This is a genomic window from Pseudorhodoferax soli (genome assembly GCF_003337555.1).
GTDB classification, from domain to species: Bacteria; Pseudomonadota; Gammaproteobacteria; order Burkholderiales; family Burkholderiaceae_C; genus Pseudorhodoferax; species Pseudorhodoferax soli.
In genome coordinates, this window is sequence record NZ_QPJK01000001.1 from 1,418,448 (window position 1) to 1,432,144 (window position 13,697).

At 71.8% G+C, this 13,697-nt stretch carries 14 protein-coding genes; 12 read left to right on the top strand and 2 right to left on the bottom strand.

From position 1 onward, the window contains the following. The first annotated feature begins 30 nt into the window (after positions 1–30). The 4 genes from DES41_RS06460 to DES41_RS06475 all read left to right on the top strand — a co-directional run bounded on the left by DES41_RS06460 (position 31) and on the right by DES41_RS06475 (position 3,693). Positions 31–1,032, top strand: coding sequence for a tripartite tricarboxylate transporter substrate binding protein (locus DES41_RS06460; protein ID WP_114466727.1), 1,002 nt, complete (start codon positions 31–33; stop codon positions 1,030–1,032). After that, on the top strand, positions 1,029–2,057 hold the full coding sequence (locus DES41_RS06465; protein ID WP_114466728.1) for an NADPH:quinone oxidoreductase family protein: 1,029 nt from the start codon (positions 1,029–1,031) through the stop codon (positions 2,055–2,057). Before DES41_RS06460 ends, DES41_RS06465 begins: the two co-directional genes overlap by 4 nt. Beyond that, the gene (locus DES41_RS06470; RefSeq protein ID WP_114466729.1) at positions 2,057–3,223 is read left to right on the top strand and encodes a CaiB/BaiF CoA transferase family protein; all 1,167 of its coding nucleotides are present in this window, start codon (positions 2,057–2,059) and stop codon (positions 3,221–3,223) included. The genes DES41_RS06465 and DES41_RS06470 overlap by 1 nt, the downstream gene beginning before the upstream one ends. A 131-nt stretch (positions 3,224–3,354) precedes the next feature. Continuing rightward, positions 3,355–3,693 carry a c-type cytochrome gene (locus DES41_RS06475; RefSeq protein WP_114466730.1) on the top strand — a complete coding sequence of 113 codons (339 nt, stop codon included), beginning with the start codon at positions 3,355–3,357 and terminating at the stop codon, positions 3,691–3,693. Between the two features lie 30 nt (positions 3,694–3,723). Here DES41_RS06475 and DES41_RS06480 read toward each other — a convergent pair whose 3' ends face one another. Further along, a complete protein-coding gene (locus DES41_RS06480) occupies positions 3,724–5,211 on the bottom strand; it encodes a vWA domain-containing protein (protein WP_114466731.1) in 1,488 nt (495 codons plus the stop codon). Between the two features lie 124 nt (positions 5,212–5,335). Between DES41_RS06480 and DES41_RS06485 the strand changes: the two genes are divergently transcribed. Together DES41_RS06485 and DES41_RS06490 are read left to right on the top strand one after the other, a co-directional pair. Then, positions 5,336–5,956, top strand: coding sequence for a sigma-70 family RNA polymerase sigma factor (locus DES41_RS06485; protein WP_245965578.1), 621 nt, complete (start codon positions 5,336–5,338; stop codon positions 5,954–5,956). After that, a complete protein-coding gene (locus tag DES41_RS06490; RefSeq protein WP_114466732.1) occupies positions 5,953–6,990 on the top strand; it encodes a hypothetical protein in 1,038 nt (345 codons plus the stop codon). The genes DES41_RS06485 and DES41_RS06490 overlap by 4 nt, the downstream gene beginning before the upstream one ends. Positions 6,991–7,024: 34 nt before the next feature. On the opposite strand, the gene DES41_RS06495 is transcribed toward DES41_RS06490, so the two are convergent. After that, on the bottom strand, positions 7,025–7,915 hold the full coding sequence (locus tag DES41_RS06495; RefSeq protein WP_114466733.1) for a LysR substrate-binding domain-containing protein: 891 nt from the start codon (positions 7,913–7,915) through the stop codon (positions 7,025–7,027). A 125-nt stretch (positions 7,916–8,040) separates the two neighbouring features. Here DES41_RS06495 and DES41_RS06500 point away from each other — a divergent pair, with 125 nt between their 5' ends. From DES41_RS06500 to DES41_RS06525, 6 genes are read left to right on the top strand one after another with little or no spacing between them, the layout of a single operon-like run. Further along, positions 8,041–8,790: an SDR family NAD(P)-dependent oxidoreductase gene (locus DES41_RS06500; protein WP_114466734.1), complete on the top strand. Its 750-nt coding sequence runs from the start codon at positions 8,041–8,043 to the stop codon at positions 8,788–8,790. A 51-nt stretch (positions 8,791–8,841) separates the two neighbouring features. Next, the gene (locus DES41_RS06505; RefSeq protein ID WP_114466735.1) at positions 8,842–9,828 is read left to right on the top strand and encodes a TRAP transporter substrate-binding protein; all 987 of its coding nucleotides are present in this window, start codon (positions 8,842–8,844) and stop codon (positions 9,826–9,828) included. Beyond that, a complete protein-coding gene (locus DES41_RS06510) occupies positions 9,825–10,361 on the top strand; it encodes a TRAP transporter small permease (protein ID WP_114466736.1) in 537 nt (178 codons plus the stop codon). Before DES41_RS06505 ends, DES41_RS06510 begins: the two co-directional genes overlap by 4 nt. 16 nt (positions 10,362–10,377) lie before the next feature. Further along, the gene (locus DES41_RS06515) at positions 10,378–11,637 is read left to right on the top strand and encodes a TRAP transporter large permease (RefSeq protein ID WP_114466737.1); all 1,260 of its coding nucleotides are present in this window, start codon (positions 10,378–10,380) and stop codon (positions 11,635–11,637) included. A 34-nt stretch (positions 11,638–11,671) separates the two neighbouring features. Then, the gene (locus DES41_RS06520) at positions 11,672–12,526 is read left to right on the top strand and encodes a transketolase (RefSeq protein ID WP_281277168.1); all 855 of its coding nucleotides are present in this window, start codon (positions 11,672–11,674) and stop codon (positions 12,524–12,526) included. Then, on the top strand, positions 12,523–13,530 hold the full coding sequence (locus DES41_RS06525) for a transketolase family protein (RefSeq protein ID WP_114466739.1): 1,008 nt from the start codon (positions 12,523–12,525) through the stop codon (positions 13,528–13,530). Before DES41_RS06520 ends, DES41_RS06525 begins: the two co-directional genes overlap by 4 nt. Positions 13,531–13,697: the final 167 nt, after the last annotated feature.

Sequence of the window (13,697 nt, forward strand, 5' to 3'; positions counted from 1 at the left end):
CCGCCGCACAGACACCAAGGAGACAACGACATGCCAACCATCGCCCTGCGGCGCCGCCGCACCTGTTTCTTGCTTTGCGCGATGCACGCCACCGTGCTGCTGGCGCTGCCGGCCGCGCACGCGCAGGAAGCCGAGCGCTACCCCAGCAAGCCGCTGACCATCGTCGTGCCCTCGGTGGCCGGCAACGTCAACGACGCCGTGGCCCGGCTGCTGGGGCAGGAGCTGACCCGCGCCTGGGGCCAGCCCGTCATCGTCGACAACAAACCCGGTGCCGGCACCACCACGGGCACCCGCTTCGTGGCCCAGGCGCCCAAGGACGGCTACACCGCGCTGCTGACCTTCACGGCCCATGTGCAGAACCCGCCGCTGTTCCCCAACATCGGCTACGACCCGGTGAAGGACTTCACGGCCGTCAGCGAAGTGGCGGCCTCGTCGACCATCCTGGCGGTGTCGCCCGACTTCCCGGCGCGCACGCTGCCCGAACTCGTCAAACTCGTGAAGGCCAACCCGGGCAAGTACCCGTACGGCTCCTACGGCATGGGCACGACCGGCCACATCCTGGGCGAACTCTTCAAGCGCGAGGCCGGGCTGGAGATGCAGCACGTGCCCTACAAGGGCGGCGCGCCGCTGGCCACCGACCTGGCCGCCGGCCATGTGAAGATCGGCCTGATCGCCGTGGGCACGGCCAAGCCGCTGCTGCAAAGCGGCAAGCTGATCCCGGTGGCCATGGCCGGGGCGCAGCGCTCGGCACTGCTGCCGGACGTGCCGACCTTCCTGGAAAGCGGCTACAAGGGCTTCGAACCCGACGCCTGGATGGGCCTCTTGATGCCGGCCGGTGTGCCGCCGGAGCGCGCGGCCGCGCTGTCGAAGGAGGTGGCGCGCATCGTGCGGCTGCCCGAGATCGACAAGCGCATGCGCGAGCTGAACCTGGTGCCCATCGGCAACACGCCGCAGGAGTTCGACGCCGTGCTGCGCGGCGACTTGGACAAATGGTCGCGCTTCGTGCGCGAGCTCGACATCAAGATCGAATGACCTCCTCGACCTCCTCGACCTCCTCGACCTACACGGGCCTGCTCTGCACGCGCTTCGGCCAATGGAGCGAACTCGCCCTCACCCAGCTGCCGCGCCCGCCGTTGGCCGCGGGCCAGGTGCGGCTGCGCGTGCGCCATGCTGGCGTGGGCTTTGCCGTCAGCCTGTTCGTGGCGGGCAAGTACCAGCGCAAGCCGCCGCTGCCGTTCACGCCCGGCACCGAGGCCGCGGGCGAGGTGCTGGAGGTGGCGCCCGACGTGGCCCGGCTGCAGCCCGGCCAGCGCGTGATCGCGGCGCTGGACTGGGGCGCGTTCGCCGAAGAGGTGGTGATCGCGGCCGACACGGTCTACCCGTTGCCCGACGCCGTGCCGCTGGCCAAAGCCGCGGCGCTGCCGATCACCTACGGCACGACCTGGGCAGCACTGCAATGGCGCGCCGCGCTGCAACCGGGCGAGACCCTGCTCGTGCACGGCGCCGCCGGCGCGCTGGGCATGGCGGCCGTGCAGATCGGCCGCCTGATGGGTGCGCAGGTCATCGCGACGGCCAGCACGCCCGCCAAGCGCGCGGCCGCGCTGGCGCTGGGCGCGCACCATGCGCTGGCCGGCGATGCCGAGACCCTGGCGGCCGCCGTCAAGGCGGTCTGCCCGCGTGGCGCCGACGTGGTGTTCGACCCCGTGGGCGGCGCGCTGTTCGACGCCTCGCTGCGCTGCACCGCGCCCGAGGCGCGCATCCTCAGCATCGGCTACGCCAGCGGCACCATTCCGAGCGCACCGGCCAACCTGCTGCTGGTCAAGAACTTGAGCGTGATCGGCTTCAACTACGGCTACTACATCGGCTGGGGCCTGACCGACGAGCGCCGCCGCTACGCGCCCAAGGTGCAGCCGCTGGTCGCAGACCTGCTGGCGGCCGTGGCCGAGGGCCGCATGGCGCTGCCGCAGACCCAGCATTTCCCACTGGCCGACTGGCATGCGGCGCTGGACACCACGCTGTCGCGCCGCGCCATCGGCAAGGTCATCCTCGACATCTGATGCACCACAACGACGAAGACCTGCCGCTGCACGGCCTGACCGTGCTCGATCTCTCCCAGGGCATCGCCGGCCCGCACTGCGGCCTGCTGCTGCGCCAGCAGGGCGCGCGCGTGATCAAGGTGGAGCCGCCGCACGGCGACTGGAGCCGCCAGATGGGCCGCGCGCGCGCCGGCCACACGGCCATCTCGGTCGCCTACAACCTCGGCAAGGAAAGCGTGGTGCTGGACACGCGCACCGAGCCCGGCCGCGCCGCGTTGCGCCGCCTCGCCACGCAGGCCGACGTGGTGGTGCAGAACTACCGCCCCGGCGTGGTCGAGCGCATGGGCGTGGGCCATGCCGAATTGGCGGCGCTGCGGCCGGGCCTGGTCTACGTGTCGATCTCCGGCCATGGCGCGACCGGCCCCGACGCGCAGCTGCCGGCCCTGGACACCACCATGCAGGCCGCCACCGGCCTCATGCACCTGAACCGCGACGCCACGGGCACGCCGCGCCGCATCGGCCTGTTCCTGGTCGACATCGCGACCGGGCTGCAGGCCGCGCAGAACGCCATGGCCGCGCTCGTGCGCGCTGCGCGCACCGGCCAGGGCCGCCATGTGCAGGTCTCGATGCTGGAGACGGCCGCCGCGCTGCAGAGCTACGTGGTGCTGGACGCCGCGATGTTCCCGCAGGCCGAGGCCGCGGCCTTCAACGTGCCGACCGGGCTGTTCCGCGCCAGCGACGGCCACCTCTACGTGAGCATGCTCGACGACGCCATGTTCCGCCGCCTGGCCGAGGCGCTGGACCGCCACGACTGGCTGGCCGATCCGGCCCTGGCCACGAGCGCGGGCCGCATCCCGCGCGCGTTGGAGCTCAACGGGGCACTGGCCAACCAGCTCGCCACGCAGACGGTGGCCGATTGGGAGGCCCTGCTGCGCCGCCACGACGTGCTGCACGCACGCGCCGCGCGCCCGCAAGACCTGCCGCAGAGCCCGCAGGCGCGCCATGCCGGCGTGTTCGCGCCGCTCGAGGTGCCGGGGCTGGGCACGCTGGACTGGCCCAACATGCCGGGCCAGGCCGGGCGTGCGCCGCATGGCGATGCGCCGCTGCTGGGCCAGCACACACAGGCGGTGCTGGCGGAGTTCGGCATCGCACCCGCAGCAGGCCAGGGCGCCGCAGCCCCGGGCTGAACCGCGGCCGTGCGGCGCGCACGGCCCGTGGTGGCGCGCCTGGCACGCGCCACCTGGCCCCGGGCGAGAATCCGGTCGCGCGCGCCGCGACGGGCGCCGCACACCGTCCGCCACCCCGTTGAGGCCTCCAGATGCCGACCCTCCGCCGCGCTTCGGCGCTTTTCCTTGGCGCCGCCGCGCTCGTGCTGGGCGGTTGCGGCAACGAGGCCGGCGGCGCGGCGCAACTGGCCCAGGACCGCGGCTGCATGCGCTGCCATGGCATGGTGACGAAGTTCGTCGGGCCGGGCTTCCAGCAGGTGGCCGACCGCTACCGCGGCGATGCCACGGCCGCCGCGCGGCTCAGCGCGAAGATCGTGCAGGGCAGCGTGGGGACCTGGGGCAATGTCATCATGCCCCGCCAGCCACAGGTCAGCGCGGCCGAGGCCAGGGCGCTGGCCGAATGGATCCTGGCCCGGCCTTCCACGGACTGAGCGCGCAGACCCTGGTGCACGCGCGGCCGCCTACAGCGCCCCCAGCTCCTCGCGCACCAGCCGCACGATCAGGCGGTCCAGTGTCTGCACCGAGTAGTTGCGCACGTCGTGCACGGTCTCGCGGCCCGGGCCGCTGGCGGGCCGCTGCGCATCGGCATAGGTCAGGAACACGAAGCGGCCGCCGGTGTACTGCGCGATCTGGCGCTGGATGTACTCGCCCTGCCGGTCCAGGCCGCTGGCGCCCACGCTGAAGATCTTGATGCCCTTGCCCAGGGCCGCCTTCAGGTCTTCGTCGTACTGCGGGCCGCCCTGGTCCAGGTGCGGCGGCGCGTCGGCCAGCAGCAGCACCATGCGCGTGGCGCCGTCGCCGCGCCAGGCGAGGCTGTGCACGGTCTCGTGCAGCGCCTCGTTCATGGCCTCGGGGTAGTCGCCGCCACCGGCGGCCCGCAACTGGTCGAGCACGCGTTGGAACGCGCCCAGGTCGTTCGTGAAGTCGTGGCTGCGCAGCACGAAGGCGTCGCCCTTGTCGCGGTAGGCCACCAGCGCGAAGCACAGGTCGGGCCGGCTCGGCAGGCCCGCCACCTCGTCGGCGATGCTGCGCAGGCTGGCCTTGAGCTTGCCGATCTCGTCGTCCATGGAGCCCGTGGCATCGACGAGGAAGACCAGGTCCAGCCGCGCACGGGCTTGCGGCGCGCCGGCGTCCAGCCGCAACTCCAGCGCGCTCTTCTGGCCGCGCTGCAGGTAGCCCCGGCTCTCGACGCCGCTGCGGCGGGCCGTCACCTCGTAGACGTGCGCGTGCCGGGCGTCGAAGGCGTCCGGGTGCAGCCAGAGCTTGCCGGCGGTGTCGGTGCGCGCCCAGGCCGCCTGGCCTTGCGGCGAGCGCACCAGCACCTCGGCATCGGCCACCGCGCGGCCCTGTCCGTCGCGCACCTGTAGCAGGTAGCGCTCGCGGATGTCCAGGGCGCGGTGCGCCACCTGGGTGCGCGCGCGAAAGGCCAGGTACTCGGCGAAGTCGGCGTTGTCGTCGACGACGCCGGCTGTCACCGGGCCCGCAGCGCGCCGGGCTGGCAGCGCCGCCGCTTCCGTGGCACCCGCGCCTTGCGGCGGCGCGGCGGGCGCGGCCTCCACCGCGTCGGCCAGAGCGGACTCGGCTGCAGCGGCCGGCGCGGTCTTGGACAGCGCCGCAGCAGGCGCCGGGGCCGCCGCCAGCCTGGGCCGCGACGGTGCGCGGTGCGCGGCCACTTCCTGGCCGTCGCCGCGGCCCAGCACCTCGCGCATCTGCGGCGGCCGCGCGCAATGGGCGGCGCTCGGCGCGCGGAAGTTCGGGCGCACCTGCAGGGGCGCGAAGTCTTGCGGCGGGACCGGCGCGGTGCCTGCGGCGCGGTCGGGCGGCAACTCCGCCGGCTGCGGCCACAGCGCGCTGCCGGGCGCCTGGGCAGCGCAGGCCGACAGGGCCAGGTGGACGCTCAGCAGTGCCGCGAGCAGGCGTTGCGGGCGGGGGACGAATGGTGCGGGCATCGGTGGCTCCGGTGGTTGCGATGCCCTGTGTACGGCCGGCCGGGCGCGGCGGGGTTGCGTTGGCGCCCCCGCGCTAACCCCATGCGCGCGGCTGCGCCGTAGAACGTGGTGTGAGAATCCACCGATGCTTCAGCGCAGCCACCACGACATGCCCGACGAGGCGCTGATGCAGGCCTACGCAGCGGGCGACAGCGCCGCCTTCGACCTGCTCTACGCGCGCCACGAGGCCGCCTTGCTGCGCTTCGTCCGCCGCCTGCTCGGCACGCGGCTCGCCGCGCAGGCGGACGAGGTGTTCCAGGACACCTGGATGCGCATCATCGGGGCCCGCGCCAGCTTCGACGCCGGGCGCGCCGGCTGGCGCACCTGGGCCTTCACGATCGCCCACAACCTGGCCATGGACAGGCTGCGCACGAGCGGGCGCGAGCAAAGCCTGGACCAGGCAGCGCCCGAGGGCGACGATCCCCTGGACTGGCTGCAGGAGGCGCTCGACCTGGCCCATCCGCCAGCCGACGACCTGGCCCACTGGCGCGCCGCCGGCCGCCAGTTGCTGCATTGCCTGGACGCGCTGCCGGATGCCCAGCGCGCCGCCTTCCTGCTCCACCACGAAGACGGCGCCAGCGTGGAAGACCTGGCCGCGCGCCTGGGCCTGGGCTTCGAGACCGCCAAGAGCCGCCTGCGCTACGCCCTTGCCAAGCTGCGTGGCTGCATGCAGCACTACCTGACGCCGAACGGAGCGGCCCGGTGAACCGGCCCCCACCCACCCACCTGCGCGATGCGCGCCTGCGCCATGCGCTGGAGCATGCGCCCGATGCGCAGGCAGCGCCCGCCGAGGCCACCCGCGCGGCCATCCTGCGCCATGCCCACGCGGCGGTGGCAGTGGCGGCACCGCCCGCCGCTGCCGCAGGCGTGCCCTGGTGGGTGCGGCTCGCACGGGCGCTGGCCGGCGCAGGCCGGCCCTGGAACGCCGGCTTCGCCACCGTGCTGCTGGCCTGCGCGGTCGCCGGACTGTGGTGGGAGCGCGATGTGCCGGGGCCCGCGCCGGACGCACCCAGCCCCGCCCCGGCCATGCCGGCGCCTGCGCCTGTCCTGCGGGAAGCGCCGGAACGGACGGACAGCACGGCGCCAGCGCGGGAACCTGGTGCCGATGCCGGCGCCGCGCCGCCGAGCCCCGCACCGTCGGCAAAGCTCTCTGCCCCGTCGCGGGCGCGGTCGGAGGGGCAGGAGCGGGCACAGTCGCAGTCGCAGTCGCAGTCGCAGTCGCAGTCGCAGTCGCAGACCCCGTCGCAAGTGCCCCCGCTCCGCGCCGAGTCCGACGCCGCACAGCCCGCGCCGGCACCGGCCGCGCCGCCCGCGCACGACCCCGCAGGCCTCACCGTGCACAGGGCTGCCCGGCCGCTCGCCGCCGAGGCGCCGCGGCCCGGCGCCGCAGCGGCCCCGGCGCCGATGGCAGCGCCCGCCGCGCCCCCCGATGCCCACGCCTGGAGCGCGCTGCGCTTGCAGCCCGCCGGCGCCGCGGCCCGCGCGCGCAGCAGCCTGCCCGCCGACGTGCAGCAGGCCATCGACGGCCTGCTGCGCTCGGGCGCCACCGCCGTGCCGGCGGACGATCCGGTGCTGGCGCGGATCGCGCTGCTGCACGAGGGCGGCGTGGTGCTGGGCGTACTCGAACTGGGCCGCTACAGCGTGCGCTGGGTGCCGGCCGGCGACGGTCTGCCGCGCGGCTTTGCCGCGCGCGTGGAACCGGCCACGTCCCAGACGATCCGGGACGCACTGGTGCCGTGACGGCGCGGTCGCCCGCGCCCCAGCTGCCCGGCACCTACTGCTTGGTGCGCGCCGCCTCGCGGTGCAGCCAGGTCAGGAACGCCTGCAGCGGCGCGCGGCGCGCATTGCGCGACGGGTAGACCGCGAAATGCGCCTTCACCTTCACGGCCTTGGCCATGCCGAAGGGCGCCACCAGCCTGCCTTCGGCCAGGTGCCCGCCGGCGTTGACCGCGCTTTCCAGGGCCACACCCAGGCCTTGCGTGGCCGCGTCCAGTGACATCTGCGCGCGGTCGAAGCGCACCGCGAAGCGGTCCGGCGCGCGCGTTCTGGAGAACTCGCGGAACCAGTCGGCCCACTGGATCACGCTGACATTGCTCTGGATGAGCGGCAACTCCAGCAACTGCGCGATGCGCTTGAGGCCATGCTCCTGCACGAAACCGGGGCTGGCCAGCGGCACGATCCGCTCTTCGAACAAGGGTTCCACCTCCAGGTCGGACGGCCACTGCGGGATGCCGTAGCGGATGTCGATGTCGGCCTGGCCCAGCGCGAAATCGCTGGGCGTGTGCGCGGCGGAGAGGTTCAGCGCGATCTCCGGATGGGCCTGGGCGAATCCCCGCAACCGCGGCATCAGCCACAGGCTCGCAATGCTCGGCGCCGAGTGCACGTACAGGCTGTTGCCCACGCCATGCCGCAGGTCCTGCGTCGCCGCGACGATGGCCGCCAGCGCGCCAGAGACACGCGCCAGGTAGTTCTCGCCGGCCGCGCTGAGCCACACCCCGTGCGCGTTGCGCTCGAACAGCCGCATGCCCAGATGCGTCTCCAGCTTGGCCACCTGGTGGCTGACGGCCGAGGGCGTGAGGTGCAGCTCCGTGGCGGCCAGCGCAAAGCTGCTGCGCCGGGCCACGGCATCGAAGGCCAGCAGCTGCGCAGTGGGTGGAAGAGACATCGGGTGAACCCTGCCTTCAGATGATGGATCGTCATCATAGGCTGACGATTCATCGCTTGTCGTCACCCGACCATTTTCCGAACATACGGCCCATCCACTCCGCACCACGACAAGGAACGAAGCACATGCTGCTCAAAGACAAGGTCGCCGTCATCACCGGCGGCGCCGGCCTCAACGGCCTGGGATTCGCAACGGCCAGGCTGATGGCCAGCCTGGGGGCGCGCGTCGCGCTGCTCGACCTGGAGCGGGCCAGCCCCGCGGCCGCCGCCGCGCAACTGGGCAGCGGGCACCTCGGCCTCGTTGCCGATGTGACCGACAAGTCCTCCTGCGAGGCCGCAGCCCGGGCCGTGCTGGAACGCTTCGGGCGCATCGACACGCTGGTCAACAACGCAGGCATCACCCAGCCGGTCAAGACACTGGAGATCACGGGCGCCGACTACGACCGCGTCCTGGACGTCAGCCTGCGCGGCACGCTGTACATGTCGCAGGCCGTGCTGCCCGGCATGCAGTCGCAGCAGTCGGGCTCCATCGTCTGCATCTCCTCGGTGTCCGCCCAGCGTGGCGGCGGCATCTTCGGCGGGCCGCACTACTCGGCGGCCAAGGCCGGCGTGCTGGGCCTGGCCCGTGCCATGGCACGCGAGTTCGGCGGCCAGGGCATCCGCGTCAACTGCATCACGCCGGGCCTGATCGAGACCGACATCACGCAGGGCAAGCTGAGCCCGGAGCGCAAGAAGGAGATCGAAGACACGATCCCGCTGGCGCGCCTGGGCCGCGCCCAGGACGTGGCGGGCGCCTGCGTGTTCCTGGCCAGCGACCTCTCGGGCTACTGCACCGGCATCACGCTGGACGTGAACGGCGGCATGTTGATCCATTGAGGCACCCGCGCCGACCGCCCCCCCCTTTTCACATCAGGAGACACCCACACCATGCAACGCAAGACCTTCATCCGGAGCACCCTGGCCCTCGTCGCCGCCACGCTGATGGCGCCCCTGCTCGTGCAGGCCCAGGCCGTCAAGCTGACGCTGGGCCACGGCTCGGCACCCGACAACCCACGGCACGTGGCAGCGCTGAAGTTCGCCGAAGTGGCCAAGGCCAGGAGCGGCGGGCGCATCGACGTGCAGGTGGCGCCATCGGCCCAGCTGGGCGACGACGCGGCCATGGTCACGGCACTGCGCACCGGCGCACTGGACATGTCGGCCAACTCGCAGGGCGCGGTGTCCTCGGCCGTGCCGGAGTACGCGGCCTACGGCATGCCCTTCCTGTTCTCCACGCCCGAGCAGGCCTTCCAGCTGCTCGACGGCCCGCTGGGCAAGGAGCTGGCCGACAAATCGGCGGCCAAGGGCATGGTGGTGCTGGGCTACTGGGACAACGGCATCCGCCACATGACCAACAGCAAGCACGCGATCGCCAAGGTGGCCGACATGAAGGGCCTGAAGATGCGCACGCCGCCCGACGCGGTGCTGGTCGACATCATGCAGGCGCTGGGTGCCGAGGCCCAGCAGATCAAGTTCGCCGAGCTCTACGTCGCCCTGCAGCAAGGAGTGGTGGACGGCCAGGAGAACCCGCTGGTCAACTTCCACGCGAGCAAGCTGTACGAGGTGCAGAAGCACCTGACGCTGACCAGCCACATGTTCCAGATGACGCCGCTGCTCATCAGCAAGCGCAGCTGGGACCGGCTGGGCGAGGCCGACCGCAAGGCCCTGACCGAGGCCGCGGCCGAGGCCACGGCGCTGCAGCGCAAGCTCTCCAGCGAGGCCGATGCGCGCCTGCTCGACGACCTGAAGGCCAAGGGCGTGCAGGTCAGCAATGTCGACAAGGTCGAGTTCGCCCGGGCCACCGTGAAGGTGCAGGAGAAGTGGCTGGCGGGCCCGATCGGCCCGTACGTCAAGAAGGTCGTGGAAGCCACGCGATGAACATCGTCGAACGCGCCGTGGTGAGCACCTGCAAGCTGATGCTGTGGGTCAGCACCACCATCATCTTCCTGATCCTCGTCGGCAACACGGTGCTGCGCTACGCCAGCGGCAAGAGCCTGCAGTGGGCCAACGAGGTGCCCGAGCTGCTGTTCCCCTGGCTCGTGATGTCGGGGGTGGTGCTGGCCGCCGCGCAGGGCGCCCACATCGCCACCACCTTCCTGGTCGAGGCCCTGCCGCCACGCTGGCAGCGCTGGCTGGCCGTGTTCAGCTGGGCCACGGTGACGGCGCTGTACGCCATGCTGGCCTGGTCCACGCTGCAGATGCTGGAGATCGTGCACGACGAGCGCAGCCAGATCCTGCAGGTGCCGGGCTCGATCACCTACGCCTGCGTGATGGCGGGCATGGCGATGCTGGCGGCCCTGGCGCTGCAGTCGATGTGGAACGCGCTGCAGCAGGCGTGCCGCCCCACCGACCCATCGCCGGCGAGCGATGCCGCCGCGGCCGAGCCGCGCGTTCCCGCGGCGCACTGGTGAAGGCAGGAGAACCTCCATGTCCGCATTGATCCTTCTCACGTTCCTGGGCAGCGCGGTGATCGCCATGCCGATCGCGCACGCGCTGCTGGTCGGCGCCATGGCCGCGGCCGCCACCTCCGATCGCATCCCGCTGGACCTGCTGGTGCAGCAGATGGTGGCGCAGGTGCAGAGCTTCCCGCTGATCGCCATTCCGTTCTTCATGCTGACGGGCTCGCTCATGATGGGCGGCAAGCTGGGCGAAGCGCTGGTGGGCGTGCTCTCGGCGCTGATCGGCCGCTTCCACGGCGGCCCGGCCCAGGTGGGCGTGCTGTCGTCCACGCTGTTCGGCGGGGTGTCCGGCTCGGCGGTGGCCGACGCCTCGGCCATCGGCTCGCTGATGATTCCCTGGCACAAGCGGCTGGGCTATCCGGCGGCGTTCTCCGCGGCCACGCTGGCATCGGCCGCAACCATCGACATCCTGATCCCGCCGTCGATCCCGATGATCCTGTTCGCGCTGAGTGCCAACGCGTCGATCGCCTCGCTGTTCGTGGCCGGTGTGCTGCCCGGCCTGCTCATGTGCGGCGGCTTCATGGCCGTGTGCTGGTGGGTGGGCAAACGGCGCAACTTCCCGCGCGAGACCGGCCGCTTCGACGGGCGCGCCTTCCGCCGCCACCTGTTCTACGCTTCGCCGGCGCTGGTGCTGCCGGTGCTGATCATCGTGTTCCTGCGCTTCGGCATCGCGACCCCGACCGAGGTGGCGGTGCTGTCCACGCTGTACGCGGGCGCCGTGTCGGCCCTGGTGTACCGCGACCTGGGCTGGCGGCGACTGCACGCGGCCGTCGTGCACTCCGGGCTGGCGACGGGCGTGGTGCTGCTGGTGATCATGGCGTCGGCCGCCATCGGCTGGCTGCTGACCTTCGACCAGATGCCCAACGGCGTCGTCGACTGGGTCAAGGGCAACGTCGAGGCGAAGTGGATGGTCATCCTGCTGATGAACCTGCTGATGCTGTTCATCGGCATGTTCATCGACCTGCCGGCCGCCGTGCTGCTGCTGACGCCGGTGTTCGTGCCGCTGGCCGACAGCATCGGCATGGACATGACCCAGCTGGGCATCATGATGGTCGTGAACCTGGCCATCGGCCTGTACACGCCGCCGGTGGGCACCACGCTGTTCATCACCAGTGCGCTGGCCAAGGTCAAGGTGGGCCAGACCGTGCGCGAACTGGCGCCCTTCTATGTCGTCGCATTCGGTGTGCTGGGCCTCGTCTCCTACACGCCGGCCTTCATCCTGCGCTGAATCCCCCTCTCCACTTTTTCCAAGGAATGCCTTCGTGAACGCATCCACCGACACCCGCGCCCGCCTGGCGCAGGCAGCCTGGCGCATCCGCCGCTATGCGCTGCGCATGGGCCAAGTCCAGGGCCAGGGCTACATCGGCCAGGCCCTGGGCTGGGCCGACGTGCTGGCCGTGGCCTACGGCCATGCGCTGAACCTGAAACCCGAGGACCCGCACTGGGAAGGCCGCGACCGCTTCCTGCTGTCGCACGGCCACTACGCCATCGCGCACTACGCGGCGCTGATCGAGGCCGGCGTCATCGCCGAGGCCGAGCTGGACAGCTACGGCAGCGACGACAGCCGCCTGCCCATGTCGGGCATGGCCAGCTACACGCCCGGCATGGAGATCTCCGGCGGCTCTCTGGGCCAGGGCCTGGTCATCGGCGTGGGCATGGCGCTGGGGCTCAAGCACAAGAAGAACCCGGCCTTCGTCTACAACTCCATGAGCGACGGCGAACTGGACGAAGGCTCCACCTGGGAAGCCGCCATGTCCGCCGCGCACCACCGGCTGGACAACCTGGTCTGCCTCATCGACATCAACAACCAGCAGGCGGACGGCCCCTCGGGCAAGGTGCTGGGCTTCGAGCCGCTGGCCGACAAGTGGGCCGCCTTCGGCTGGCATGTGCAGCGCGTGAACGGCAACGACCTGCCGGCCGTGCTGGCCGCGTTCGACGCTGCCCGCGCACTGCAGGAGGCCAAGCCGCGCGTGATCCTGTTCGACACGCTGATGGGCAAGGGCGTGCCCTTCCTGGAGCAGCGCGAGAAGAACCACTTCATCCGCGTCGACCCACCGGAGTGGCAGCAGGCCCTCGCCGTCCTCGACCAATCGCAGCCCGAAGGAGCCGCCGCATGAACACCGCCGTTGCAGAGAAGAAACCCAGGCTCACCACCTCGGCCATGATCGCCTCGATCGCCAGCGAGGGGCAGCGCGTGAAGGCCGCGCCCTTCGGCAAGGCGCTGGTGGAATACGCCGCCACGCGGCCCGAGGTCGTGGGCCTCACGGCGGACCTGGCCAAGTACACCGACCTGCACCTGTTCGCCCAGGCCTACCCCGAGCGCTTCCACCAGATGGGCATGGCCGAGCAACTCCTGATGGGTGCGGCCGGTGGCATGGCCAAGGAGGGCCTGGTGCCCTTCGCCACCACCTACGCCGTGTTCGGCACGCGCCGGGCCTACGACTTCATCCACCAGGTGATCGCCGAAGAGAACCTGAACGTGAAGATCTGCTGTGCGCTGCCAGGCCTCACGACCGGCTACGGCCCCAGCCACCAGGCGACCGAGGACGTCGCGATGATGCGCGGCATCCCCAACCTCACCATCGTCGACCCCTGCGACGCGCTGGACATCGAGCAGGCCGTGCCGCAGATCGCCGCGCACCCCGGCCCGGTCTACATGCGGCTGCTGCGCGGCAACGTGCCGCTGGTGCTGGACGACTACGGCTACCGCTTCGAGCTCGGCAAGGCCAAGATGCTGCGCGAAGGCAACGATGTGCTGGTCATCTCCAGCGGCCTCTTGACCATGCGCGCGCTGGAAGTCGCGCAGGACCTGCAGGCGGACAACGTGGGCGTGGCCGTGCTGCACTGCCCCACGATCAAGCCGCTGGACGAGGCCACCATCGTGGCGGCCGTGCGTGCCAGGCCGCGCCTGGTGGTGGTGGCCGAGAACCATTCGGTCATCGGCGGCCTGGGCGAGGCGGTGGCCAGCGCGCTGCTGCGGCATGGGGCACACCCGGCCGGCTTCCAGCTGGCAGGCTTGCCAGACGCCTTCCTGGATGCCGGCGCCTTGCCGACGCTGCACGACCGCTACGGCATCAGCCGTGAAGTGCTGGGAGCGCGCGTGCGCTCCTGGCTCGGCTGAGGACGCGGACCCGGTGCGCGCGCCAGGCGCGCACCCCTTTCCGTCGTGCAGACACCTGGGCCGTGCCGCGCATGGTCCGGGATCGACGCGCCCTCGCGAAGGGCAAGCGTGTTGCTGGCGTGGCTCACCGGCGACGCCTTCAACACCGAGCCGATGGGAGACAACGA

What these genes read in the sequence shown, in the direction of transcription:
- DES41_RS06480 (WP_114466731.1), bottom strand. Translation starts at nt 5,211, where the DNA reads ATGCCCGCACCATTCGTCCCCCGCCCGCAACGCCTGCTCGCGGCACTG.
- DES41_RS06485 (WP_245965578.1), top strand. Translation starts at nt 5,336, where the DNA reads ATGCTTCAGCGCAGCCACCACGACATGCCCGACGAGGCGCTGATGCAG.
- DES41_RS06510 (WP_114466736.1), top strand. Translation starts at nt 9,825, where the DNA reads ATGAACATCGTCGAACGCGCCGTGGTGAGCACCTGCAAGCTGATGCTG.
- DES41_RS06465 (WP_114466728.1), top strand. Translation starts at nt 1,029, where the DNA reads ATGACCTCCTCGACCTCCTCGACCTCCTCGACCTACACGGGCCTGCTC.
- DES41_RS06495 (WP_114466733.1), bottom strand. Translation starts at nt 7,915, where the DNA reads ATGTCTCTTCCACCCACTGCGCAGCTGCTGGCCTTCGATGCCGTGGCC.
- DES41_RS06460 (WP_114466727.1), top strand. Translation starts at nt 31, where the DNA reads ATGCCAACCATCGCCCTGCGGCGCCGCCGCACCTGTTTCTTGCTTTGC.
- DES41_RS06470 (WP_114466729.1), top strand. Translation starts at nt 2,057, where the DNA reads ATGCACCACAACGACGAAGACCTGCCGCTGCACGGCCTGACCGTGCTC.
- DES41_RS06475 (WP_114466730.1), top strand. Translation starts at nt 3,355, where the DNA reads ATGCCGACCCTCCGCCGCGCTTCGGCGCTTTTCCTTGGCGCCGCCGCG.
- DES41_RS06515 (WP_114466737.1), top strand. Translation starts at nt 10,378, where the DNA reads ATGTCCGCATTGATCCTTCTCACGTTCCTGGGCAGCGCGGTGATCGCC.
- DES41_RS06505 (WP_114466735.1), top strand. Translation starts at nt 8,842, where the DNA reads ATGCAACGCAAGACCTTCATCCGGAGCACCCTGGCCCTCGTCGCCGCC.
- DES41_RS06500 (WP_114466734.1), top strand. Translation starts at nt 8,041, where the DNA reads ATGCTGCTCAAAGACAAGGTCGCCGTCATCACCGGCGGCGCCGGCCTC.
- DES41_RS06525 (WP_114466739.1), top strand. Translation starts at nt 12,523, where the DNA reads ATGAACACCGCCGTTGCAGAGAAGAAACCCAGGCTCACCACCTCGGCC.